Origin of the sequence: Streptomyces sp. NPDC051555 (genome assembly GCF_044454405.1) — a bacterium.
Taxonomy (GTDB): Bacteria; Actinomycetota; Actinomycetes; order Streptomycetales; family Streptomycetaceae; genus Streptomyces.
The window spans coordinates 162,973-186,826 of the sequence record NZ_JBITDP010000002.1; the positions used below are offsets into that span (position 1 = coordinate 162,973).

General features: G+C 72.8%; 23 protein-coding genes. 10 read left to right on the top strand and 13 right to left on the bottom strand.

Annotated elements, in window-relative coordinates:
* Positions 1 to 16 precede the first annotated feature (16 nt).
* Positions 17 to 874 carry an SDR family oxidoreductase gene (locus tag ACIBEA_RS05295; protein WP_399258182.1) on the bottom strand — a complete coding sequence of 286 codons (858 nt, stop codon included), beginning with the start codon at positions 872 to 874 and terminating at the stop codon, positions 17 to 19.
* Between the two features lie 237 nt (positions 875 to 1,111).
* Here ACIBEA_RS05295 and ACIBEA_RS05300 point away from each other — a divergent pair, with 237 nt between their 5' ends.
* The 3 genes from ACIBEA_RS05300 to ACIBEA_RS05310 all read left to right on the top strand — a co-directional run bounded on the left by ACIBEA_RS05300 (position 1,112) and on the right by ACIBEA_RS05310 (position 7,888).
* Positions 1,112 to 2,407 (top strand): cation:proton antiporter, encoded by a 1,296-nt coding sequence (locus ACIBEA_RS05300; protein WP_399258184.1) that lies wholly within the window; start codon positions 1,112 to 1,114, stop codon positions 2,405 to 2,407.
* Between the two features lie 107 nt (positions 2,408 to 2,514).
* The gene (locus tag ACIBEA_RS05305) at positions 2,515 to 6,438 is read left to right on the top strand and encodes a Pls/PosA family non-ribosomal peptide synthetase (protein WP_399258186.1); all 3,924 of its coding nucleotides are present in this window, start codon (positions 2,515 to 2,517) and stop codon (positions 6,436 to 6,438) included.
* Between the two features lie 37 nt (positions 6,439 to 6,475).
* Positions 6,476 to 7,888, top strand: coding sequence for a M1 family metallopeptidase (locus ACIBEA_RS05310; protein WP_399258188.1), 1,413 nt, complete (start codon positions 6,476 to 6,478; stop codon positions 7,886 to 7,888).
* 30 nt (positions 7,889 to 7,918) lie between these two features.
* On the opposite strand, the gene ACIBEA_RS05315 is transcribed toward ACIBEA_RS05310, so the two are convergent.
* Positions 7,919 to 8,119 (bottom strand): chaplin, encoded by a 201-nt coding sequence (locus ACIBEA_RS05315; protein WP_399258190.1) that lies wholly within the window; start codon positions 8,117 to 8,119, stop codon positions 7,919 to 7,921.
* 189 nt (positions 8,120 to 8,308) lie between these two features.
* Between ACIBEA_RS05315 and bla the strand changes: the two genes are divergently transcribed.
* Positions 8,309 to 9,268, top strand: coding sequence for a class A beta-lactamase (gene bla, locus ACIBEA_RS05320; RefSeq protein ID WP_399258192.1), 960 nt, complete (start codon positions 8,309 to 8,311; stop codon positions 9,266 to 9,268).
* Positions 9,269 to 9,353: 85 nt separating this feature from the next.
* Here bla and ACIBEA_RS05325 read toward each other — a convergent pair whose 3' ends face one another.
* The gene (locus ACIBEA_RS05325; RefSeq protein WP_399258194.1) at positions 9,354 to 9,884 is read right to left on the bottom strand and encodes an NUDIX hydrolase; all 531 of its coding nucleotides are present in this window, start codon (positions 9,882 to 9,884) and stop codon (positions 9,354 to 9,356) included.
* 142 nt (positions 9,885 to 10,026) lie between these two features.
* Between ACIBEA_RS05325 and ACIBEA_RS05330 the strand changes: the two genes are divergently transcribed.
* Positions 10,027 to 10,680 carry a GPP34 family phosphoprotein gene (locus ACIBEA_RS05330; RefSeq protein ID WP_399258196.1) on the top strand — a complete coding sequence of 218 codons (654 nt, stop codon included), beginning with the start codon at positions 10,027 to 10,029 and terminating at the stop codon, positions 10,678 to 10,680.
* 163 nt (positions 10,681 to 10,843) lie between these two features.
* Positions 10,844 to 11,548, top strand: coding sequence for an aspartate/glutamate racemase family protein (locus ACIBEA_RS05335; protein ID WP_399259034.1), 705 nt, complete (start codon positions 10,844 to 10,846; stop codon positions 11,546 to 11,548).
* A 24-nt stretch (positions 11,549 to 11,572) separates the two neighbouring features.
* Here ACIBEA_RS05335 and ACIBEA_RS05340 read toward each other — a convergent pair whose 3' ends face one another.
* Together ACIBEA_RS05340 and ACIBEA_RS05345 are read right to left on the bottom strand one after the other, a co-directional pair.
* Positions 11,573 to 12,460: a hypothetical protein gene (locus ACIBEA_RS05340; RefSeq protein ID WP_399258198.1), complete on the bottom strand. Its 888-nt coding sequence runs from the start codon at positions 12,458 to 12,460 to the stop codon at positions 11,573 to 11,575.
* Complete coding sequence (locus tag ACIBEA_RS05345) at positions 12,457 to 13,869, bottom strand: phenylacetate--CoA ligase family protein (protein WP_399258200.1); 1,413 nt, start codon at positions 13,867 to 13,869, stop codon at positions 12,457 to 12,459. Before ACIBEA_RS05345 ends, ACIBEA_RS05340 begins: the two co-directional genes overlap by 4 nt.
* Positions 13,870 to 14,323: 454 nt before the next feature.
* Between ACIBEA_RS05345 and ACIBEA_RS05350 the strand changes: the two genes are divergently transcribed.
* Together ACIBEA_RS05350 and ACIBEA_RS05355 are read left to right on the top strand one after the other, a co-directional pair.
* On the top strand, positions 14,324 to 15,031 hold the full coding sequence (locus tag ACIBEA_RS05350; protein WP_399258202.1) for an IclR family transcriptional regulator: 708 nt from the start codon (positions 14,324 to 14,326) through the stop codon (positions 15,029 to 15,031).
* Between the two features lie 273 nt (positions 15,032 to 15,304).
* Entirely contained in the window at positions 15,305 to 16,774 is a 1,470-nt protein-coding gene (locus tag ACIBEA_RS05355; RefSeq protein ID WP_399258204.1) for an MFS transporter, read from the top strand.
* 75 nt (positions 16,775 to 16,849) lie between these two features.
* Here ACIBEA_RS05355 and ACIBEA_RS05360 read toward each other — a convergent pair whose 3' ends face one another.
* The 3 genes from ACIBEA_RS05360 to ACIBEA_RS05370 form a co-directional block, all read right to left on the bottom strand.
* Positions 16,850 to 17,344, bottom strand: coding sequence for a flavin reductase family protein (locus tag ACIBEA_RS05360; protein WP_399258206.1), 495 nt, complete (start codon positions 17,342 to 17,344; stop codon positions 16,850 to 16,852).
* A 139-nt stretch (positions 17,345 to 17,483) separates the two neighbouring features.
* Complete coding sequence (locus ACIBEA_RS05365; RefSeq protein WP_399258208.1) at positions 17,484 to 18,044, bottom strand: hypothetical protein; 561 nt, start codon at positions 18,042 to 18,044, stop codon at positions 17,484 to 17,486.
* Positions 18,045 to 18,046: 2 nt separating this feature from the next.
* On the bottom strand, positions 18,047 to 18,589 hold the full coding sequence (locus tag ACIBEA_RS05370) for a hypothetical protein (protein WP_399258210.1): 543 nt from the start codon (positions 18,587 to 18,589) through the stop codon (positions 18,047 to 18,049).
* A gap of 164 nt (positions 18,590 to 18,753) precedes the next feature.
* Here ACIBEA_RS05370 and ACIBEA_RS05375 point away from each other — a divergent pair, with 164 nt between their 5' ends.
* A complete protein-coding gene (locus ACIBEA_RS05375) occupies positions 18,754 to 19,260 on the top strand; it encodes a hemerythrin domain-containing protein (protein ID WP_399258212.1) in 507 nt (168 codons plus the stop codon).
* Positions 19,261 to 19,317: 57 nt separating this feature from the next.
* Here the strand turns inward: ACIBEA_RS05375 and ACIBEA_RS05380 are convergent, their stop codons facing one another.
* On the bottom strand, positions 19,318 to 19,722 hold the full coding sequence (locus ACIBEA_RS05380; RefSeq protein WP_399258214.1) for a hypothetical protein: 405 nt from the start codon (positions 19,720 to 19,722) through the stop codon (positions 19,318 to 19,320).
* A gap of 111 nt (positions 19,723 to 19,833) precedes the next feature.
* Positions 19,834 to 20,202: a PRC-barrel domain-containing protein gene (locus ACIBEA_RS05385; RefSeq protein ID WP_399258216.1), complete on the bottom strand. Its 369-nt coding sequence runs from the start codon at positions 20,200 to 20,202 to the stop codon at positions 19,834 to 19,836.
* A gap of 260 nt (positions 20,203 to 20,462) precedes the next feature.
* On the opposite strand from ACIBEA_RS05385, the gene ACIBEA_RS05390 reads away from it, so the two are divergent.
* Positions 20,463 to 20,840 carry an STAS domain-containing protein gene (locus ACIBEA_RS05390; RefSeq protein ID WP_399259035.1) on the top strand — a complete coding sequence of 126 codons (378 nt, stop codon included), beginning with the start codon at positions 20,463 to 20,465 and terminating at the stop codon, positions 20,838 to 20,840.
* Between the two features lie 9 nt (positions 20,841 to 20,849).
* Here the strand turns inward: ACIBEA_RS05390 and ACIBEA_RS05395 are convergent, their stop codons facing one another.
* The 3 genes from ACIBEA_RS05395 to ACIBEA_RS05405 all read right to left on the bottom strand — a co-directional run bounded on the left by ACIBEA_RS05395 (position 20,850) and on the right by ACIBEA_RS05405 (position 23,809).
* The gene (locus ACIBEA_RS05395; protein ID WP_399258217.1) at positions 20,850 to 21,809 is read right to left on the bottom strand and encodes an AraC family transcriptional regulator; all 960 of its coding nucleotides are present in this window, start codon (positions 21,807 to 21,809) and stop codon (positions 20,850 to 20,852) included.
* Positions 21,810 to 21,958: 149 nt separating this feature from the next.
* Positions 21,959 to 22,963 carry a glycoside hydrolase family 26 protein gene (locus ACIBEA_RS05400; RefSeq protein ID WP_399258219.1) on the bottom strand — a complete coding sequence of 335 codons (1,005 nt, stop codon included), beginning with the start codon at positions 22,961 to 22,963 and terminating at the stop codon, positions 21,959 to 21,961.
* A gap of 366 nt (positions 22,964 to 23,329) precedes the next feature.
* Positions 23,330 to 23,809, bottom strand: a complete 480-nt coding sequence (locus ACIBEA_RS05405) for a GNAT family N-acetyltransferase (protein ID WP_399258221.1) — start codon at positions 23,807 to 23,809, stop codon at positions 23,330 to 23,332.
* Positions 23,810 to 23,854: the final 45 nt, after the last annotated feature.

The window sequence follows — 23,854 nt, forward strand, 5'->3', positions numbered from 1 at the left end:
CCCGGGAGAGGGTGGTTCAGCCGGCCGCCGGCGCCGCCCCCGTCGCGGTCCCCGTCGGTCGTACGAGCGCACGGGCCGCGGCGAACTCCGCGCGGGCCGCCTCCTCGGCCGCCTCCAGGTAGGCGTAGGCGTCCTCCCCGACGGGGACGCGCAAGGGGGTGGGCAGGTCCGAGGCGACGAGCGCGAGCAGCGTGTCGGCGAAGTCCTCGGGCCTGCCGTACTCCTCGTTGTCCTCCATCCCCCGGAAGCCGTCGAGCATCTCGCCGGTGGCCTGTGCGTAGACCGGCAGGCGGTGCGCGGCCTCCGCGAGCGACGATCCGTAGCGGGTGGCGAAGACCCCGGGCTCGGCGACCGTCACGCGCACCCCGAACGGGGCGACCTCGGCGGCCAGCGCCTGGCTCATCCCCTCCAGCGCGTACTTCCCGGCGACGTAGGAGGCGAGGCCCGGGAAGGACATGCGGCCGCCGAGCGAGGAGACGTTGACGATGTGGCCGTGGCCCTGCGCCCGCATCAACGGCAGCACTTGGCGCGCGAGCCGCCAGGGGCCGACCAGCAAGGTCTCCAACTGGTCGCGCAGCTCCGCGTCGCAGACCTCCTCGACCGTGCCGAAGAGACCGCTGCCGGCGTTGTTGACCAGGACGTCGATCCCGCCCATGCGGTCCGCGGCGGTGCGCACGGCCCCCTCGCACTGGTCCGCGTCCCGCAGCTCCAGGGCGATCGGCGTGATCCGGTCCGGCCAGGACCCGACCAGGTCCTCCAGCGACGCGGTCGTGCGGGCGGTCACCGCCACCTGGTCCCCGGCCCGCGCCGCGGCCGTGGCCACCGCCCGTCCGAGCCCCGAAGAACACCCCGTCACCAGCCAACGACGTCTCATCCGTCCCCCTTCGAAGTCCGCACCGGCCGTCATGGTCGCCGCGCCGCTCCCGCGCGCCCAGCCCCTCCGCGGCGGCGCGCGGGAGCACGATGGGGCGCGAAGGACAGCGCACATGCCGGGGGTGCGACCTCACGATGTCGCGCGGCATGACCCCGAGGACGCTGCCGGCCTTCGGAGCGTCCGCTATCTTCGCGTCGGTACCACTTCGGACCGGGGCGACCGCGGGCAGGTGAGGCCATGAACGCCGTCACCGGCGGCGTGCTGCTCGGGCTGGCGGTCATCCTCGCCGTCGCCCACGCCTTCGGCCGGCTCGCCCGGTGGGTCCACCAGCCCGCCGTGGTCGGCGAGATCGTCGCGGGAATCGCTCTGGGGCCCAGCCTCCTCGGGCTGCTCCCGGGCGACCTCACGGCTCTGCTCTTCCCCGCCGATGTGCGTCCCTTCCTCCAGATGCTGTCCCAACTCGGCCTGGTGCTCTTCATGTTCGGGGTCGGCTACCAGCTCGATCGGTCCCATCTGCGGGGCGCCGGCCAGCAGGTGACGGCCGTCTCCCTGTCCTCCGTCACGCTGCCCTTCCTGTTGGGCATCGGCCTGGCCGTCGTCCTGGAACCGACCTTCATCACGGCGGAGCTGGAGAGCGATCGGCTGCTGGAGCCGGCCCTGTTCCTCGGCGTGGCGATGTCCATCACCGCGTTTCCCGTGCTGGCCCGGATCATCGACGAGCGCGGCCTGAACAAGAGCCGGCTCGGCGCGGTGGCGCTGGCCTGCGCCGCGATCCAGGACTTCCTCGCCTGGTGCGTCCTCGCCGTGGTGGTCGCCCTCGTGCGGGCCACCGGTTGGGGGCCGCTGGGGTGGCTGGTCGTCGAGTCGGCCGCGTTCGTCTGCACCCTCTTCCACGTCGTCCGGCCCGGCCTGCGGTGGCTGCTGGCGCCCGAGCGGCGCTGGGCCGGCGCCCCGGTCACCCACGCGGCGCTCGTCATCGGGCTGCTGCTGAGCGCGTGGGCCACCGAAGGGATGGGCCTGCACGCGGTGTTCGGCGCCTTCGCCTTCGGCGCCGTCGTCCCGCGGCGGCACGTCGACGCCCTCGCGCCGCAGGTGCCGGAGCGCATCGAACAGACCAGCCTCTTCCTGCTGCCCGCCTTCTTCACCGTGACCGGGCTCTCGACCGACCTCGGCGGCCTCGGCCGGCAGGGCGCCCTCATGCTGCCGGCCGCGGTCGCCGTGGCGTGCGCGGGCAAGTTCGCGGGCGCCTTCGGCGCCGCCCGGCTCACCGGGGCGACGACGCGCGAGTCGACCACCCTCGGCATCCTCCTCAATGCTCGCGGTCTGACCGAACTCGTCATCCTGAACGTGGGGCTGTCGCTCCGGGTACTGGACTCCAGGATGTTCACCGTGATGGTCTTCATGGCACTGATCACCACCGTCATGACCGGCCCCCTCCTGCACTGGGCGCAGCCCCCTGAACCGGGCCCGCCGCGCAAGCGCAGGACGCTCCCTTTTGCGCCGCACGGACGGGTTCGGCGGGAGAACCCCTGATCGCGGCAGTAGACTGACCGGCTGTTTGGTGCTGGACCGGAACAACCCTGGCAAACCTGGGCTCCACCGGCGACCCGGACGTTTCCGGGACCGAGACGCGAGGGCCGATGGCAGCCACACCCGAGAACGGTGAACTGACACTGCTCGTCGACGGGAGCACGCAGCACGGAACACGGGAGCGGGGGGACGGCGGCAAGTCCGCGCTCTTCGGCGCGGGGCCCGCGGCCCCGGCCCGCACCCTGATCGACGTCCTCGAAGCCACCGTCCGCGCGCACCCGGACGAGCCCGCCCTGGACGACGGCGCCGAGCGGCTGACCTACCGCGCGCTGGCCGTCGAGGTCGAACGGCGACGGCGCGCCCTGGCGGCCGCCGGGGTGGGACCGGGCGACCGGGTCGGCGTACGGGTGCCGTCGGGGACCAACGAGCTGTACGTGGCGATCCTCGCCGTGCTCGCGGCCGGCGCCGCCTACGTGCCGGTCGACGCGGAGGACCCCGACGAGCGGGCCGAGCTGGTCTTCGGCGAGGCCGGGGTCCGGGCCGTGCTGGGCGCCGGGCACCGGATCGACCTCACCGGCCCCGCGCGGGGCCCGGCCGACGCCGCGCGCCCCGGCCCCGAGCACGACGCGTGGATCATCTTCACCTCCGGGTCCACCGGCAAGCCCAAGGGCGTCGCCGTCAGCCACCGCAGCGCCGCCGCCTTCGTGGACGCCGAGGCCGCGCTGTTCCTCGTCGAGGAGCCGATCGGGCCCGGCGACCGGGTGATGGCGGGGCTGTCGGTCGCCTTCGACGCCTCCTGCGAGGAGATGTGGCTGGCCTGGCGCTACGGCGCCTGCCTCGTGCCCGTACCGCGCTCCCAGGTGCGCAGCGGCGCCGATCTCGGCCCCTGGCTGATGGAGCAGGAGATCACCGTGGTCTCCACCGTGCCGACGCTGGCCGCGCTCTGGGAGCCCGAGGCCCTCGACGAGGTCCGGCTGCTGATCTTCGGCGGCGAGGCCTGCCCGCCCGAGCTGACCCAGCGCCTGGTCACCGAGGGCCGGGAGGTCTGGAACACCTACGGCCCCACCGAGGCCACCGTCGTCGCCTGCGCCTCGCTCCTCACCGGAGCGGAGCCGGTCCGGATCGGCCTCCCGCTGAACGGCTGGGAGCTGGCGGTGGTCGACGAGGCCGGCGAGCCCGTGCCGATGGGCGGCAGCGGCCAGCTGGTGATCGGCGGCGTCGGCCTGGCGCGCTACCTCGACCCGCAGAAGGACGCCGAGAAGTACGCGCCCCTGGAGTCCCTCGGCTGGGAGCGCGCCTATCGCAGCGGGGACCTCGTACGGGCCGAACCCGAGGGGCTGGTCTTCCTCGGCCGCGGCGACGAACAGATCAAGCTCGGCGGGCGCCGGATCGAGCTGGGCGAGGTGGACTCCGCACTCCAGGCCCTGCCCGGCGTCGCCGGCGCGGCCGCGGCCGTCCGCACGGCCCGCAGCGGCAACCAGCTGCTCGTCGGCTACCTCGTCACCCAGGAGGGCTGGGACCGCGCCTCGGCCGTCGAGCGGCTGCGCGCCGAGCTGCCGGCCGCGCTCGTGCCGCTGCTCGCACCGGTCGACGAACTGCCGACCCGGACCTCCGGGAAGGTGGACCGCGACGCCCTGCCCTGGCCGCTGCCCGACCTGGAGACCACCGGCCCCACCGAACAGTTGTACGGGACCGAGGCCTGGCTCGCCGAGCAGTGGAGCGAGACCCTCGGCGTGGCCGTCAGCGGCGGCGCCGACGACTTCTTCGCGATCGGCGGCAACAGCCTCGCCGCCGCCCAGCTCACCACCCGGTTGCGCACCCGCTACCCGCGCGCGGCCGTCCTCGACATCTATCAACAGCCCACCCTGCGCAAACTGGCCCGGCGCCTGGAGAAGTCGGTACGCGACGACGGCGCGGCCCGGGTCGTCGCACCCGTCCCGCTCCGGTCCCAGGTGGTGCAGTCGCTGCTGCTGCTCCCCCTCTTCACCCTGGTCGGGCTGCGCTGGTCCGTCGCGCTGCTGGCGCTGGGCAACGTCCTGCACCGGTTCGGGTCCTACCCGTGGGCGCCCACCGCCTCCTGGTGGCTCGTCGGCGCCGGCGCGGTGCTCCTGTTCAGCCCGCCCGGCCGGCTCGCGATCGCGGCGGGCGGCGCCCGGCTGCTGCTGCGCGGGGTCACCGCGGGGCACTACCCGCGCGGCGGCAGCGTGCACCTGCGGCTGTGGACGGCCGAACGGCTGGCCGAGTACGCCGGTGCGACCTCGCTCAGCGGTTCCTGGCTGGTGCGCTACGCACGGGCGCTCGGCGCCAAGATCGGTCCCGACGTGGACCTCCACGCGCTGCCCCCGGTGACGGGCATGCTCAAGCTCGGCCGGGGCTGCGCCGTCGAGTCCGAGGTGGACCTCGCCGGCCACTGGCTGGACGGGGACCGGCTCGAAATCGGCCCGGTGAAGGTCGGCGCCGGCGCCGTCGTCGGCACCCGCAGCCTGCTCTTCCCCGGTGCCCGGGTCGGCAAGCGGGCCGAGGTGGCCCCCGGTTCCGCGGTGTCCGGCCAGGTCCCCACCGGCCAGCGGTGGGCCGGGGCGCCCGCCGTCAAGCTCGGCAGGGCGAAGCACAACTGGCCCGGGAACCGGCCGCCGCGCCCGCTGCGCTGGGGCGCCGCCTACGGGGCGTCGGGGTTCTGCCTGACGGCCCTGCCGGTGCTGGCGGCCCTGCCCGCCCTGCTCGTGGCGAGCCGGTTCGTGCCCGCCGACGCGGGCGCCGCCGCGGCCCTGCGCGGAGCCCTGCTCGCCGTCGTCCCCGGGGCCCTGGCCTTCGGGTGCGCCTACGCACTGCTGCTCCTGATCTCCGTACGGCTGCTCAGCCTGGGCCTGCGCACGGGCGTCCACCCCACGCACAGCCGGGTCGGCTGGCAGGCCTGGACGATCACCCAGCTGATGGACCTGTCCCGGGAGACGCTCTTCCCCCTGTACGCGGGGCTGATCACGCCGGTCTGGCTGCGGCTGCTCGGCATGAAGATCGGCCGGGGCGCGGAGGTCTCCACCGTGCTCGCGCTGCCGAGCCTGACCACCGTGGGCGAAGGCGCGTTCCTCGCCGACGACACCCTGACCGCCCCGTACGAACTGGGCGGCGGCTGGATCAGGATCGGGCACTCGGCGATCGGCCGCCGGGCGTTCCTCGGGAACTCCGGCATGACCGCACCCGGCCGCACCGTGCCGGACGGCGGGCTGGTCGGCGTACTGTCGGCGACCCCGAAGAAGGCGAAGAAGGGCAGTTCCTACCTGGGTCTGCCGCCGGTCCGGCTGCCGCGGTCCACCGCGGCGAGCGACCAGAGCCGGACCTACGAACCGCCCGCCCGGCTGCTGTGGGCGCGCGGCCTGGTCGAGCTGTGCCGCCTCCTCCCGGTCTTCTGCTCGACGGCGCTGGCGGTGCTGACCGTGGCGGCGTTGTGCGCGCTGAGCGCCCCGGACGCGCTGGGCACCGGGCTCACCGCGCTGCTGTCCGGGGCGGTGCTGCTCGCCGCGGGCGCGGCCGCGGGCACGGTCAGCGTGGCGGCGAAGTGGCTGCTGGTGGGCCGCCACCGGGCCGGCGAGCACCCGCTGTGGAGCGGTTTCGTGTGGCGCAACGAACTGGCGGACACCTTCGTCGAGGTGCTCGCCGTGCCCTGGCTGGCCGGATCGGTGCCCGGTACTCCGCTGCTGACCCTGTGGCTGCGCGCACTCGGGGCGCGGATCGGCCGGGGCGTGTGGTGCGAGAGCTACTGGCTGCCCGAAACGGACCTGGTGGCGCTGGGCGACGCGGTCAGCGTGAACCGGGGCTGCGTGTTGCAGACGCACCTCTTCCACGACCGGATCTTGAGGACGGATACTGTGGTCCTCCACGAGGGCGCCACCCTGGGCCCGGGCGGGATCGTCCTGCCCGGAAGCATGATCGGCGCCCACAGCACACTGGGTCCCGCCTCGCTCGTGATGGCCGGTGAATCCGTACCCGCCGGCACCCGTTGGCTGGGCAATCCGATCGAGGCGTGGCGGACCTGAGAGGGCCCGGGCACAGCGCAGGGAACGGGAAGCGTCAATGAGCGGCCAGACGACCACGGCATCCGACCCGTACTTTCCGGCCAACGGAGACCCCCGCTACCGCGTGCACCGGTACGAACTCGCTCTGGAATACCGCCCCCGCCCCAACCGGCTCGCCGGGACGGCCCGGATCAGTGCGATCGCGGGCCGGGCGCCGCTCACCGAGTTCCACCTGAACCTGGCCGAGTTCAAAATAGGGCGGGTCCTGGTCGACGGCCGCCCGACGCACTCCGTGCACCGGGCCGGAAAGCTCCTGGTGCGGCCCGTCAAACCGCTGCCCGCCGGCACGGCCTTCACCGTGGACGTGCACTGGGTGGGCAACCCCAAGCCGGTCCGCAGCCCGTGGGGCGGGATCGGCTGGGAGGAGCTGACCGACGGCGCGCTGGTGGCCAGCCAGCCGGTCGGGGCGCCGTCCTGGTACCCCTGCAACGACCGGCCCGCCGACAAGGCCTCCTACCAGATCTCGATCAACGTGCCCTCCCCCTACACCGTGGTGGCCGTGGGGCGGCTGCTCACCCGGACGACGAAGGCCTCCACCACGACCTGGGTGTACGAGCAGCCCGCGCCGACCTCCAGCTATCTGGTCGGGCTGGCGATCGGCACCTACCAGACCGTGCTGCTCGGGGACCCGGGGCTCGGCGGTGTTCCGCAGAGCGCCCACGTCCCGGCGCACCTGCTGACCCGTTTCTCCCGCGACTTCGCCCGACAGCCCGAGATGATGCGGCTGTTCGAGGAGCTCTTCGGCCCCTATCCCTTCGGCGAGTACGTGGTGGTCGTCGCCGACGAGGAGTTGGACGTTCCGGTGGAGGCCCAGGGGCTCTCCCTCTTCGGCGCCAATCACGTGGACGGCGCCCGCGGTTCGGAACGCCTGGTCGCGCACGAGCTGGCGCACCAGTGGTTCGGCAACAGCGTGAGCATCGCCGACTGGCGGCACATCTGGCTGAACGAGGGCTTCGCGAAGTACGCGGAGTGGATCTGGTCGGAGCGCTCCGGCGGCCGCACCGCGCACGACCTGGCGGCTTCCGCGCACCGGTTGCTGGCCGCGCAGCCGCAGGACCTCACGCTGGCCGACCCCGGGCGCAAGCTGATGTTCGACGACCGTCTCTACCAGCGCGGCGGCCTCGCCGTGCACGCCGTCCGCTGCGCCCTGGGCGACGGCCCGTTCTTCCGGATGCTGCGCGACTGGGCCACCGCGCACCGCCACGGCGTGGTCGCGACCGCGGGTTTCACCGCCCATGCGGCCCGCTACGCGACCGAGCCGGTGGAGGACCTGCTCGCCGCCTGGTTGTACGAGCCGACCCTCCCGCCGCTGCCCTCGGCTCCCGTACGGCTTTCGGCACAGGCACAGGAACCGGCGCGGCCCGCGTACCCACCGTCGAACGGCGAGCCCGCGGGCCAAGGCCGGGCCTGATCAGAACAGATCAGGCCGGATCGGGCCAGGTCAGTTGTTGGAGCCGACCGTGTTGTTGTGACCGGCGTTGAAGACGTCGTCGGCCGCGAACTGGGTCCAGTTGCCGAAGACCAGCGTGTACGAGTTGCCCTCGGGGACGATCACGTTGACATCGGCACTGGCGGCGGAGGCGCCGCCGATGACGACGGCGAAGGCGGCGAGGGCGGTCAGTGCAGAGGCTACGGAGCGCATGGAAATGCCTTTCGTAGGGGAACGTCGGCGTACGGGAAGCCCCCAGTCAAGGGGGTGGGCGCCACGCGGCACACGGAGCCACTCCGAGCGCGGTCCCAGAGCAACCGCTTTGTACCAGTGTTCCGGGAACCGATACCCCCCTATGTCCAGTCCTGTATGTAACGCCACACATACAGGGATTGGACACTTTTGAGCACCTCCGACCTCACCCACGGGACGAACGCTTCGACTCCGCCCCCCTCCCGACGAACCGCCCTCGCCTGGGGCGCCGGCGTCGGGGCCGCGCTGGCGGTCGGCCCGGTCGCGGGCGCCAGCGCGCACGCCGCCCCCGCCGCCCCCGACGGCGAGGGCGCGCTCGACCTGCGGCTGGCCGCCCTGGAGCGGCGGTACTCCGCCCGGCTGGGGGTGTTCGCCCACGACACGGCGACGGGGCGGAGCGTCCGGTACCGCTCGACCGAGACCTTCCCGCTCTGCTCGACCTTCAAGACGCTGGCGGTCGCGGCCGTGCTGCGCGACCTGGACCGGGACGGGGAGTTCCTGGCCCACCGCATCCGGTACACCGAGGAGGACGTCACCGCGTCGGGGTACGCGCCGGTCACCGGCCGGCCCGAGAACCTCGCCGGCGGCCTGACCGTCGAGGAACTGTGCGCCGCCGCGATCCGCTACAGCGACAACGCCGCCGCCAACCTCCTCCTGCGCGAGGTGGGCGGGCCGGACGCGATCACCCGCTTCTGCCGGTCCGTCGGAGACCGGACGACCCGCCTCGACCGCTGGGAGCCGGACCTGAACTCGGCCGAGCCGTGGCGCACGACGGACACCTCCACGCCCCTCGCCCTCGGGCAGACCTACGCACGTCTCGCCCTCGGCACGGCGCTCACGCCGGCGGACCGCACTCGGCTCACCGATTGGCTGCTGGCCAACACCACGGGCGGCGCGAAGCTCCGGGCCGGCCTGCCCGCCGACTGGCTCGTCGCGGAGAAGACCGGGGGCGGCAAGTACGGCACCAACAACGACGCGGGCATCGCCTGGCCCCCGGGCCGGCCGCCCGTCGTCATGGCCGTGCTGACGACGAAGCACGCGCCCGACGCCACGGCCGACAACGCCCTGATCGCCGAAACGGCGGCCCTGCTGGCGACGACCCTCGGCTGAGGGGACGACGGCGGCGGGCCGTCACGGCCCCGGTCGACACGTGGATGATCGCCCGCGGCAAGGGCCACGCCGTCGTCCACGGCCATCACCGACCGGCCCCCGGTCCGCCGAGGGCAGCCGGGCCCGGGCCCCGCTGCGCGAGGTAACGACCGTACGCCTGCTGCCCGTCCGGCACGAAGCTCCACTGCCGCACCGCCTCGCGCAACTCCGGCTCCGTCAGCCAGGCGTGCCAGGCGACCTCGCCCGGATCGGGCATCACCCCGCCCGTGATCACGGCTTCGTGCACACCGAGCCAGTACGGGCTGATGGCCCCTCGGCACAGGAACCTGCACACGGGGCGCACGGGCACGTGGATCCCCAGCTCCTCGGCCAACTCCCGGGTCGCCGCCTGCTCGTAGGACTCGCCGACCTCCACGGCCCCGCCGAACATCACGTCGTGGAGACCGGGGAACCGGGCCGTGCCCTCGGGCCGCCGGTGGACCAGCACCCGCCCCTGCCGATCGCGGCAGATCGTCGTCGCGATGCGGTGCAGCCACCCCCGGCGCACGGCCTCCTCGCGGTCCACGACCGCCAGGATCCGATCCTGCTCGTCCACCCGCTCCACCCGTTCGTTCACGACGCCCACGATCGCACCCCCCCTGTGCCAGTCCTTACGAATCGCGGACGGAGCACGACCGCAGGGCTGTCGGGCGGCGATCGGGGGCCGGGCCGATCCATAATCGACGCAGGACCGCCCGTGTGACCGGAAGGGGCTCTTCATGACGACACCTCGGGACCTGCTGATCGTCGCCACGGACATGGAGGCGGGCCGGCCGCTCGAACAGGGCGAGCTTTCGCTCGCGCTCGCCGGGGCCGAGGTGATCGACCTCCTCGCCGCCCGGACCGTCCTGCTGGACGGTGACCACATCGTGCCGGGTGACCGACCCGCACCGGACGACCGGCTGTTGGCCGAGGCCGCCGGAGCGATCGTCCGCGAGGCGCCCCACGAGTCGGTGGCCGACTGGCTGTGGCGCAGGGGGCGCGGCCTGTCCGCGGTCTACCGGGCCCGGTTGGAGGCGGACGGGCAGCTCGTCCGCCCGCGCCGCCGCGGGCTCTCCTTCCGGGCGGGCGAGGCGGAGCTGGTCGACTCGGCCGAGCGCAGCGCGGCCGCGGAGCGCTGGGCATCGGACGACCCCGTCCTGGCGACGCTCGCGCAAGCCCTGGGGGTCCTGCCCCGCGGGGTCCGGGCCGCGGACTCGCCGGACCTGACCGACGTGACCGACGTGGACGACGTGACCGACGTGGATGACGACGCCGTGGCGACCGTACTGGCCACCGTCAGCGACGCGTTGGTGGAGCTGGCGGCCGTACGCCAGCGCCGCTCCGTCGAGGAGGCGGCCTTCGACAACATCTGGCGGGGCAGCGGCGGCTGACGCCAGGACCCACCGATGTCGATGCGCCCCTCAGGCCGGCCATCGCGGCAGCCACCCACCCACCATCAAAGCGATCCTTATGCATTTACGGCCTAGCAGCGACCTGGCTTATACTCCCCGTATCGGCAGTGGCAGCACGAGGAGTACGGGGATGGACATGGGCATGAAGACGATCGGGCTGATCGGGGGCATGGGCTGGGAGTCGACCGCCGAGTACTACCGGATCCTCAACGAGCGCACGCGCGAGCGGCTCGGCGGCCTGCACTCGGCGCGCTGCGTGCTCCACTCCGTGGACTTCGCGGAGATCGAGCGGTACCAGGCCGAGGGACGGTGGGCCGAGGCCGGCGAGGCGCTCGCCGACGCCGCCCGGTCGCTGGCGGCGGCCGGCGCCGATCTGCTGCTCATCTGCACCAACACGATGCACAAGGTCGCGGACACCGTCGCGGCCGCGACCCCGGTGCCGCTGCTCCACATCGCGGACGCCACCGCGGACGCCGTCCGGGCCGCGGGGCTGAGCCGGGTGGGGCTCCTGGGCACCGCCTTCACCATGGAGCAGGACTTCTACCGGGGCCGCCTCGCGGCGAGCGGGCTCGACGTCCTCGTCCCCGACCCGGAGGGACGTGCGCTCGTACACCGGGTGATCTACGAGGAGCTCTGCCTGGGTGTCGTCCGCGAGGCCTCGCGGGGGGCCTACCGGCGGGTCGTCGGTGAGCTGGTCGCCCGCGGCGCCGAGGGGGTGATCCTCGGGTGCACCGAGATCGAGCTCCTGCTCGGCCCCGCGGACAGCCCCGTACCGCTCTTCCCCACGGCCCGGCTGCACGCCGAGGCGGCGGTCGAGGCGGCGCTGGGCGCGGGCTCCGCCGACTGACCATGCCGCGGGGAGATCGCGCCCTCAGCCCGCGGTGGCCGGCGGGGCCGCCGCGCGATCGCGCGGGAGGACCACGTCGGCCATGCGCCGCTCGGGGCCGCGGCGGCGCAGGTACCGGTAGCCGAGGAAGGCCGCCGGCCCGAAGACGACCTGGGCCGGGATGAGCGCCGGTTCGTGCCCGAGCACCTCGGTGATGACCTTCAGCACGACCACGGGCGCGACGGCGCCGAAGACGGTGACCAGCACGAGCCCGACGCGCAGCCCGACCTTCCCGTACGCCTTGTAGGCGCAGGTGGTGAAGAGGGCGTACGCGAGCAGGTCGCCCATGCCCACCACGGCGCCCAGGTCGTCCCCGATGCGCAGACCGGCGGCCGGAGCGTACGGATAGCCCTGGACGGCGTCGGCCAGTTCCTCGGTCAGCGGCACGACCCAGGCGAAGAAGGCGTCGTACACGGTGAGGGCGAGGAGGAACCACGCGACGTTGGACAGCCGCATGCCGCCCTGCACGTTGAGGTTCGTGGCGGATACGACGACCAGGACGACGACGCAGCTGTTCGCCACCCAGTAGGGCGGCGCGGCCTCGCCGAAGGCCGTGTGGGAGACGTACACGCTCGCGATCAGGGCGGCGATCAGCGCCCAGCGCAGGCGGCCGTTGCCGATGAGGGGTTGGTAGCCGACGGACAGCCCGCCCGCGAAGACGAGGGCGAGCACGACCGGGAGGACCCCACCGGGCAGCGCCAGGTAGATGTACGGCAGGGCCAGGACGAAGCCCATGATCACGAAGATGTCGCGGCCGTTGAAGACGCCGACCGGCGGCCGCGCCGCGCGGACGGTGCGGAAGTAGGAGACCGCTCCGGCGCACACGGCGAGCGCCAGGAAGCAGGTGACCGCGAGCTGGAAGAAGACGCTCATGCATGGCTCCGGGTGAAGGTGTGCTCCGTCAGGTCGCAGCGGAGGGGGAAGCGCTGCGCGGCCTCTTCGTCGCTCAAGGGCAGGACCGTGACGTCCGCGTCGATGTGCTGCTCCCGCAGCCGCTCGGCGACTTCGACGGCGGTGACCTCCTTGGCGGCGACCTCCACGTGGAGCCGGCCGTCGTCCCCGACGCTCGCCCGGTGGCGCAGCGGGAACGGCAACCCGGGGGTGCCGTCGAGCGCCTCCACGATGTCGCGCGGGGTCACGATGCCGTCGTCGGTCCGGTGCAACAGGCCGGCCTTGCCGAGGATGTAGGAGACCGCGGGGACCACCGACAGTTCGCAGTCCGGCTCACCCTCCAGGGTGCGGACCACGTCACCGGTGTTGTAGCGCAGGACGGGCATGCACTCCCGGTAGGGGTAGTACGGCGTGACGGTCAGCGCGCCGAGCCGGCCGGGCGCGGCGGGCTCGCCCGTGTCCAGGTCGAGCACCTCCGCGTAACCCATGTTGGGGTCGATGTGCAGGTGGCGCTTGCTACAGGTGCGACCGCCCACGGGCAGCAGCTCGGTCATGCCGAAGGCGTCGCCGACGACCTTGGCCCCGAAGGTCTCCCGCAGGGCGTCCATCAGGTTGCGGGACAGCATTTCCCCGCCGCCGTAGATCGCCCGCAGCCCGAAGTCGTCGGGGCCGTAGCCGCTGCGGCGTGCGGCGGTCACCAGCTGGCCCAGGTAACTCGGGGCGCCGGTGAGGATGGTGGGCTGGACGCCGTCCCGGCCGAGCAGGTGCTCGACGGACTCGTCCGGCGGTATCTGCCCCACGACGTGGCACGAGGCGTTGGCGAGCCGGCACACCGCGACGTCCTCCTGCACGGCGGCCGTGGCACGGGAGGAGAGGTTGATCTGCATCCGGTCGCCGGGGCCGAGTTCGCCGCGCAGGACGAGGGACAGCGCGATCAGCGCGGGCCAGAGTTCCATCTCGTAGCGGGACAGCCAGATCTGGACGGGGCGACCGGTGGTACCGGTCGTCTGCGTCGCCAAGTACGGGGGGCTGCACAGGAATTCGTCGGGACGCTCGATCAGATCGGCCTTGCGCGTCACCGGGATGCTGGTGAGCGTGTCGATGGTCAGCGCGTCGAGGTCCACTCCCGCGAGCCGCTCGCGGTAGAAGGGCGAGCGCTTGGCGAGTTTGCGCACGGTCCGCCGGAGCGCGCGGTTCTGCAGGTCCCTGCGCTCGTCCGGGTCGGCGAACGGGCCGTCGGCCAGTTCGTCCACGTCGTCGCCCAACGAGCCGAACTCGTCGAGCGTGGCAAGGGCATCGGCGACCAGCCGCTCCACGGCCCGTACGCTCAACCGCCGGCCGAACACCATGGACAGCGCCACGCGTACCTGCCGGACACCGGTCTCCAGCACTCTTTGCTCCCTTGGATGTAGCGAGGGGGTGGGAGCGGAATCCGCCCCCACCCCCCATGCGTGCCGTGTGTTAGCTGACGGAGCAGTACGAGAAGAACACCGACGTCATGGCACCCATGACGTACTTGAACTGCTTCGCGCTGGTCTTGATGGCGCTCATAGGAATCCTCCTTGTTTCGATCCGGCGCGACGGTTGTCAAGACACCCGGAGGGCGTCGTAACGTCCGTCACTTGGCTGATGACACAGTGGCGCGATTTCGAACCACGGGCAATGATCTAGTCCATTCAACGGACCGGCGGACGGGGGAGGGACACACCGCTCTACCCCCTGAGCTGGGACGAACGGGGAATTCTGGAACCATCCGATCGATGGGACCAGCGTGAGACGGGGGAACCTCTCATGGCTAGATCCAGTACAGAAGGCCGTGGCGTGCTCGAAGGCGCGTTCGCATTGATGGAGGTACTCGCACATGACGACGAGGTCGGATTGACCCGGTTGGCGGCAGACGCGGAACTGCCGAAGGCCACCGCCCACCGGCTGCTCGGGCAGTTGGTCGCACTCGGCGCGGTACAGAGCCGCGAAGGCCGGTACTGTCTGGGCCCGAGGACGTTCCGACTGGGGCAGGCATGGCACCCCGCGCGCACGCTCAGCGCGGCAGCGGCTCGACCGCTCCGTGAACTCGCCTCCACAGCAAGTGGTTTGAGCTTCAGCGTATCGGTGCCCGAGGCGGGCCACACCATCGTCGTCGGCAGCATACGCGGTGAAGTGGACGATGTCTTTCCGCTCCGCTCCGGCGTCGTCCTGCCGCCCGGGAGCGCGGCCGAGCTGGTCCTGGCCGCCTCCACTCCCGTGGCGCAGTACCCCGAGGGGTGGACGCGGGCCACGTGGGTGCGCGAGGTCGCACGGGCCCGCGAGGAGGGTCTCGCCTTCCAGTACGGGCAGTGCGTGGGCCCGCTGTCGTGCGTGGCCGCGCCGATCCTCTCGGCTTCGGGCCAGGTGGTCGCGGCCGTGGCCGCGAGCTCCCTGGACGGCAAGCGGATCGCCCCGCTCGGCGGGGCCGTGGGCCGTGCCGCGGCGATGATCAGCGCCAGTCTGGCCCGCGTGCCGGCCCCGCGCCCCGCGGTGAAGGCCCGACAGACCGTCACGGTCGTGCCGCACTAGGGGAGACCGCGCGGGTCGCCGATCAGGGGTCGTTGCGCAGCCGTGCGCTCCGCAACGGCCCCTTCAGGCCAGCGGCCCGATGGCCCGGAGATCGCCTTCTCGCCCACCGACGCCGTCCACTTTGGACGATCCTCCCACCCTGGGCGATGATGCCGTCACCGCCGGCAGCACCACCGCCGGCACCGCTGCCGCTGACCGGACGAGGCACGTCCGCCGGTCCGTCCCGCGCGGCCGGGCGGTTTGTGCCAGGACGGCCCGGGCAGACGCGGGAACATGTCGGAGCGAACCGAGTCGAAGACGGTGTCCGTCACCACCGAGGTACCGGCCCGGTTGGACCGCCTGCCGTGGTCCCGCTGGCACTGGATGATCGTGATCGGGCTGGGCACCGTATGGATCCTGGACGGTCTCGAAGTCACCGTCGTCGGGAGCATCGCGAGCCGGATCTCCGAGGACGGCAGTGGACTGTCGATCACGGACGCCCAGGTCACCGGGATGGCAGCCGCCCTCTACGTCGCGGGGGCCTGCGCCGGCGCGCTGGTCTTCGGCCGTCTGACCGACCTCTACGGGCGCAAGCGGTTGTTCCTGGTCACCCTCGGTGTCTACCTGGCGGCGACCGCGCTGACGGCGGTGTCCTTCTCCGCCTGGTGGTTCTTCCTCTTCAGGTTCCTCACCGGCTTCGGCATCGGCGGCGAGTACGCCGCCATCAATTCGGCCATCGACGAGCTCATCCCCAGTAGGTTCCGCGGCCGGGTGGACCTGATCATCAACGGCAGCTTCTGGATCGGCGCGGTCGCCGGCGCCCTGCTCTCGGTCCTCGCCCTGGACACCGGGATCTTCCCGAAGTCGCTGGGCTGGCGGCTGACGTTCGCGCTCGGGGTCGTGCTCGGCCTGGTCATCCTGCTCGTCCGGCGCCACGTGCCCGAGAGCCCGCGGTGGATGATCATCCATGGCCGGGCCGAGGAGGCGGAAGCGCTGGTTTCGGACGTGGAACGGCGGGTGGAGGCGGAGCAGGGGCGGGGGCTGCCCGCGCCGGAGCGGGCCATCACGATGACGCAGCGCCACAGCATCGGCTTCGGCGAGATCGCGAAGACGGTCTTCCGCTCGTATCCGCGCCGCGCCGTCCTCGGGTTGTCCCTCTTCGTGGGCCAGGCCTTCCTGTACAACGCGATCACCTTCGGCTTCGGTTCCATCCTGGTCACCTTCTTCCACGTCTCCAGCGGGGTGACCGGCTTCTACTTCGCCGTGGTGGCGTTCTTGAACTTCCTCGGCCCGCTCCTGCTGGGGCGCATGTTCGACACGGTCGGGCGACGGCCGATGATCGCCGGCACGTACATCCTGTCCGGGGTGCTGCTCTTCGGCACCGCCTGGCTCTTCGGCGCGGGCCGCCTCACCGCCGTGACCATGACCGCCTGCTGGTGCGTCGTGCTCTTCTTCGCCTCGGCCGGAGCCAGCTCCGCCTACCTGACGGTCAGCGAGATCTTCCCGATGGAAACCCGGGCGATGGCCATCGCCTTCTTCTACGCCATCGGCACGGCGGCCGGCGGCATTTCGGGCCCGCTCCTCTTCGCCGGCCTGACCGCCAGCGGGGTCGTGTCCGACGCGGTGCTCGCCTTCTGCGTCGGCGCGGGGCTCATGGTGGCCGCGGGACTCGTGGCCGTCCGCTACGCGGTCGCGGCCGAAGGCCGCTCCCTGGAGGAGATCGCCACCCCGCTCTCGGCCCGGCCCTCCCCCGACCCCGCATGACCGGGCTCGTACGCGTCCCACCGGAGCCGCCGACACCGACCGACCGCGGGCCCGGCGAGATCCGAAGGAGGCGCCTTAGGCCGGGTGCCCCGGGGTGAGGTCGGCGACGTCGCTGAAGAGCAGCAGCGGCGGGCGCAGCGGGCCGGGGGGACCCTCCGCGACGGGCGCGAGTCGGAATCCGACGTGGTCGCCGCCGTCGACCTGCTCTTCGATCCGGCCGAGGAACCAGGCCCGGACGTCGTCGAGGACCGGCGCGTCCGCGCCGTCCGTGGTCAGCCGGTGCCAGTCGATGTGCTCGAACTTGTCGATGTCGTCGCCCGTCCGGCCCCCGAAGAGTTCCGCGGTCCGCTTCTGGTCGTCCCGCAGCGTGTGCACCGCCAGGTGGGAGGCCTGCCGGGCGATCCGGTACGTGCGGTTGGCCTTGGAGAGCCACACCATGAAGCGGGGCGGGTCGATCGAGCACTGGGAGGCGAAGCCCACCAGGCAACCCGCCGTCCGCTCCCCGGCCGCCGCGGTCACCACGTACACCGGATAGTCGAGTGCGTCGGTGAACGCGTCCAGATCCGCCACGGCTCGCTCCAACCCCTCGGTCCGCCCCGCCCCTCGATCGCCCCACGCTAGCCCGGGGCCGCGGGGCCCGGCCACCGCGACACGACGGGGGACGGGCGCGAACGCCCGTCCCCCGTCGTGTCGCTCCCGGCCCGGCGGCTCAGGTGGCGAGCAGTCGATCGACCAGCGAACGGTAGGCCCGCATCGCCTGTCGCAGGTCCTCCGTGGCCACCTCCTCACCGCGGTCCCACTGCTTCTCCAGGCCGCCGCGGTGATCGGCGAGCGTGCCCGCGAAGGCCTGCATGACCTCCGCCGCCAGGGTGTCGGCGGACCTGACCGCCTCCCGGGGCTCGTCCACGAAGCGGCCCTGGATCTCCGTCCACCTGGTGCGGTAGCGCTCCGCGTCCGTCACGCCCAGCAGCGGTTCCTCGCCGCCGGCGACGCTCTCGCGCCGCCCCGCCTCGGGCGCGGCCCCGACGTCGTCGGACACGGCTCCGACGGGCCGGTCCGCCGGCGGGCGCCCCGCCGGGTCGCGGTCGCGCCGCCCGCCCGTGTCCCCGCCCGGAGGGGCCGTGGCCCGGCCCGGAGCGGTCGTGGCCTCGCCCGGGAAGACGGCCGCTTCCCGGTCCGCGGGCTGCTGCGCCGCGCGTGCGAGGTCCTCCGTCGTCGGTACGGGCCCGGAGGTCCGCCCCGACCGTCGTTCTTCATGGTCCATCGTCATCGTCACCGGCTCCTCTGGTCGGACAACAGCTCCTCGAACAGCGCGCGGTAGTGCACCATCGCCCCGCGCAGTTCCTCGGTCGTCGCCTTTCCCGCACCGCTGCGCACCTTGACGGCATGGGCCGCCCGGTACTCTTCCACCGTGCGACCGTGCTCCACCGACAGGTCCCGCAGCTGATCGTCGAACCCCTCCGTGGGGTATCCGCGCTCGCCCATCAGTCGCGTCACGAGTTCGTCGGCCCGCTCCACGGAACCTTCGGGCCGGTCCACGAACTCCTGCTGTACGCCGCTCCATTCGTCCGCGTACTGGTGTCGGCGCCCGGCCGACAGCTCCTTGATGTCCAATCGGTCGTGCCGTTCCTCACGGGCGCGCAGATCGCGCTCGGCGGACCGCTTGTCGCCCCGTTCCTCGATGGTGCGCTCGTACTCGGGCCCGAACCTCTCCCGCAGGTGGCGTCGTCTCGCCAACGTCCACAACAGTGCCGTGAGCGCTATCACGACGACCGCTGCCACGACGATGACGGCTATCAGTGAATTGGTCGACATCTCCGGCCTCCGTTCCGGGGGCTCTCTTCCGTCTCCGACGCGGCTGCCCCCGTCGCCCAGGAACAAACCGAAACCGATCCGGTCCCCCGCCGCGGGGTTTGGACCGGCGCGCATCGAGCAGGCGCCGGACGAAGCGAATTCCGGCGAGCAGGAGGTATCCGGGCATGACCGCGGACGAGCAGGAGAACCAGGACGTCGTCGCCATGATCCTCAAGGACCATCGGAGGATGGAGGACCTCTTCCGGCGGATGCGCAGCGTCGAGGCGGATCGGGCGGGCGCCCTGGCCACCTTCTCCGCCCTCCTCATCGCGCACGGCGAGGCCGAGGAGGCGGAGGTCTACAGCGCGCTGAAGCGGTTCAAGAACGTCGACGACGACGAGGTGGAGCACGGCGCCGAAGAGCACGCCGAGGGCAACGAGGCGCTCCTCGCGCTACTGGAGGTATCGGAGGAGGAAGGTTCCGACACCTGGGACGCGCGCCTGGAGGACCTGTCCAAGGCCGTCTCGCACCACCTGGACGAGGAGGAACGCACGATCCTCAACGGCGCGCGGGAGAACGTCCCCGCCGAGCGGCGGGCCGAGCTCGGGAGGGCGTTCCTGCGCGAGCGCGAACGGCAGCTCGCGGCGGACTGCGGCAGCATCGAGAACGTGCGCGCGATCGTACGGGGATGACGGCGCCGGCGGCGCGGGACCACGGCGGCCGGGACACGCGGGACCCCACCTGACGGGTCACGTCCGACGTCGGTTCCCGCGCCCGGTCATGGAGGTGATCACGGTGCTCACGAGGGCGGTCGCGGCCAGGCTCCCCGCCACGACGAGCCCGACGCCGATCACGAACAGACCGCTGGCATCGTCCGACCAGTCGTACCCCGCGGCAGCGCCCAGACCCGCCGTGGTGCCGAGCACGTAGACCGCGCCGCCGTAGCGGGCGACGATCGCGTACGCCGGTGCCAGCAGGGTCAGTACGAGCCCGACGACCTGCCAGGCCGCGTACGGTCCGGTCGTCGTGCCGTCGGGGTGTACGTCGCGGTGCTGGTCCCACCCCAGCCAGGCGGCCCACACCCCCGACGCCAGCAGGGCGGTCACCAAGGCCGCCAATACGCGGTGCACGGGCTTCGCGAGGTCTCGTCCCATGGCCCCAAGCCTCCCCCATCCAGCCGGACTTCGCAGCAGTGCGGGAGGGACCGCCGGTCCCGTGTCGTCCACCCGGCCGGATCGGGCGGGGCGGGCTGGGGGCGGCGGAGATCAGGCGGAGCGACCCGTGCGGGACGCGCCGAAGCCGTAGTACGTGCTGAGTTCGGAGCGGAAGTCCGCGCTCCCGAAGTGTTTGTCCCGGTCGAAGTCGGGGGCTTCCTCGATCTCGGCCCGGGTGAGGTCGACGAGGATCCGTCGGGTCACCTCGTCGACCCTCGTGATCGCGCGGACCGGGAGGAGCACGTCCTTCGCGCAGGTCCACGGGCCGGTGTCGACCAGCAGGTAGGCGGATCCGATCGCCTCGGAGTGCCCGTCGACCTCGCCGATGGGCCCCTCGGTCGCCGCCACCTGGTAGCCGGTCAGGTCCATGCCCGGCCGGTAGCCCGAGCTCTGCCGGTACGCCCACACGTGTGTGTTCACGAACTGCAACTCCCTCACCCGGGACGCACGCCCCATTGCGGCCCGGGTGCCCGCTGCGGCCGATCGGAAACCCGACCGGGCGACCGTCCGCCAAACGAACGGGGCCGCCACCGGTCCCTGCGATCCTTCGTTTGCCGAGCTGACGGATCGGCCCGCCGCGCCCTACCGTCGTCCCAGGCCGCGAGCGAAGCCGGGTCGATCGTGACCACGGCCGCCCGTGGTCGCTGCCCGCATCCGACACGAGGAGTCGCGTGACCCCGATGGACGTCCCGGCTCCGCAGAGCGTCACCGTCGTGACCCGTCAGGACGTCACCGTCATCACGCTCAACGGTGACCTGGACCTCGACCACGTCGACGCCCTGCGCGCGGTACTGCCGCAGGTCTGCTCCGGCGCCGGGGCGCCCGCACGCGTCGTGATCGACCTCGACCGGCTCTCCTTCTGCGACTCCACCGGCCTCAACGCGCTGCTCCAGGCACGGCTGATGTGTGTCGCCAGCGGGCGGTCGCTGGCCCTGTCCCGTCCGGGCCCGCAGATATCGCGCCTGTTGAGCATTGCGGGCGCCGACACCCTCTTCGAGGTCGCCGAGCCCGGCGAGCTGCCGGCCGACGACGCGGAGCCGTCCGCGCCGTCGACCTGACGCACCCGCTCAGGCCCGCCGGGTGCCGAGGGCCACGGACGGCGCCACGCCGTACGCCCGTCGATGGGCGGCGGCGAACCGACCCTGGTGGGCGAAGCCCCAACGAGCGGCGACGCCGGAGACGGTCGTGCCGTCCGCGGGGTCCGCGGCGAGCAGTTCGGCGTGCGCACGGGCCAGCCGGACCCGGCGCAGGTGGCCGAGCGGCGTCGTGCCCGCGTGGGCGCGGAAGGCGTACTGGACCGCGCGCGGGGTGACGGGGATCGACGCCGCGATGTCCGCGAGGGTGATGTCGCGGTGGGCGTGGGCCTCGATGAACTCGACGGCGCGGCGCAGGGTGTCGCCCCCGGCGTCGCGGGTGTCCCGCGGTCTCTCCTCCTCGCCGTAGGCGGTGTGCGGCAGGGTCGCCAGGACCGTCGCCGCCAGGTGTTGGGCAGCGGTGGAGACGAGGAGCCGGTCGCCGTCGGGGGACGCGGACACCTCGTCCAGGACGTGGTCGCGCAGGTAGGCGACGGCGGCGCCCAGCCTGCGGTTCGCGGCCGCGTCGACCGGCCGGGCGCCGGCGATCCGCACCTCGCCGCCCCCGGGCAGGGAGGAGACCCGGCCCAACAGTTCGGGGTCGAACATCGTGATCGTGTACCGGGCTTCGTGGACCCGGCCCGCGTACGGCCGGTCGTGGGGGGCCAGCAGGAAGGTCTCGCCCGGTCCGAACACCTCGTGGCGACCGCCGGTGGTGTCCGCGATCGTGCCGGAGTGCATCGTCACCAGGCACACCTTGCCCAGGCAACCCGCGTCGTAGGCCATCGTGTAGCCGAAGGCCAGGCGGTCCACGCTCAGGCCGCCCGCCGCCGTGCGGGAGATCCGCGCCCGGGTGTCCGCAGGGCGGCCACCGATCCGCATGGGGGTGTAGGCCGAGGACAGGAACTCCTGCGTGGCTTCCAGGTCCCCGCTGCTGAAATGAAGGCTCTCCACTCGACTTCTCCCTCCCCGGTCACCCGGTGCTCCTTCGGCGCCGCACGGCGCCGCACGGCATCGCGTTCCCCGTTGACGTGGCGCTCAAGCGCCTCCGGCGCGGCCGGGCGCGGAGAGTTGCGTTCACCACACAGGGCACGGCGGAGGGGCTAACGCTGTGACCGGCCCGGGTGGGTCGACAGGAACTCCTGGAACACGCGGGCGGAGCGCGGGTTCTTGGTGCACTGCCACACGCCGTGCGGGCAGTAGTCGGTGATGCTCTGGTAGAGCGGCTCGTGGTCGGCGATCCAGCCCAGCATGTTCCGCATGTACGCCGGGTTGTCACCGCGGCGGAACAGCCCCCACTCGGGGTACGAGATCGGTTTGCCGTGCTGCCGCGCGAAGTCGACCTGGTGCTGGAGCCCGTAGGGCTGGGTGACCTGTTCCTCGAAGGTGTTGCCGGGGGGCTGGTCGTACGAGTCCATGCCGATGATGTCGACCACGTCGTCACCCGGGTAGCACGAGGTCCAGGCGATGGCGTCGATGCCGCGATTGGGGGCGAAGTCGAATTGGAACCGCTCGCCCTCCACGGAACGCATGGCGGCCACGATGCGCCGCCAGTACTGCTTCCAGCTCTCCGGTGCGGGGCGGCACCGGTGGGTGTAGTTGAAGCCGTTCATCTCCCAGCCGAGCACGATCACGGTGTCCGGCACCCCGAGGCCGACCAGGCGCTCGGCGAGCCGCCGGAAGTGCTGGTCGTACGCGCCGCGCGCGCCGGAGCGGAGCAGCTCGGCGACCCGGCGGTCCGGGACCCCGCCCTCGTTGTTCTGGAGCATGGGCACGTTCAGGACGAACAGGCGGTCGGGCCTCTCCCGGCGCCACCGCGCCCAGCTCTCCAGCGAATCGGGCGCCCCTTCGATGTTGGCCCAGGTGTCGCCCGGCAGGTAGGTGTGCCCGGCGCGCAGCTCGGTCCCCCCGAGCCAGCGCGAGAGGGCCCCCATCCTGTCGACGCCGGGCGTTCCGTAGTGGAGGTAGGCGCCCACCGCGATCTCGTTCTCGGAGCCGCGCGCGGAGGCGTCGTGCCGCGCCGGGGCGAGGGCGCCCCCGGTGACGAGCAGGCCGACGGTGATCGCTGCGGTACAGGCACCGGCCGTCCAACGGCGTCTGCGGGACACGGGTCCTCCGGGGATCGATGGTCGAGGCGGTGGTCGATGCGGTGGTCGATTGGACACCATGAAAGCCGGACATCTCGGCCACCGCCTCCCGGCGACCCCGGCCGGCGGACACGGGCGCCCGCCCCGGCCCGCACGGTGGCCGCGCGTGCGGGCGTACGGAACCGGCCCGACCGGGTCGAGGGGGGCGTGGACTGGCGCCGGTCGGCCGCGTTGTTCGACGCGGCCGAGGCGCTCGCCCTGTCCGGGACGGCGACGCCCGCTACCTCGTGCTCGTCAACGACGAGAACCAGCACTGCCGCGCGCCGAGCCCCGTACCGACCCGCGCGGTGCGGTCCGACGGGCGTCCGCCGGACCGCCCGGGCAGCGTCACAGCGTGCGTACATAGACCCGTGAACCGCGGGCCGGGTCCAGTGCCGCGGCCCAGGACGCGGGTGCCCGTTCCGGCTCCGTCGGGGTGAACCCGTACCGCAGGAACAGCACGGCGGGCCCCGTGGTCGCCGTGAACACCCGATCGGCGTCCAGCCGGCGGGCCCGCGCGAGCGCGGCCCGCAGCAGCGCCGACCCGACGCCCCGACCCTGACTGCCGCGCGCCACGCAGAAGTTGTGGAGCACGGCGACGCCCTCACCCTCGTCCCGCACGGCCACGCATCCGGCGGGGACCCCACCTTCCGGCGCGTCCGGCGCGAGGAGGAACTCGCCCGCGCGGGCGAGGTAGTGGCCGACGGGCCTGGAGCGCAGCTCTCCGGAGGCCATGAAGCCCCGGGACAGGGCGAAGAGCACGTGTGCGTCTCCCGGGCGGGCCGGACGGACCGGTACCGCGGGGAGCTCGACTGCAACTTGAATCACAAACTTAGGTTAGCCTTACCTCGGTAGCAGGTGAGGCGCTTCGAA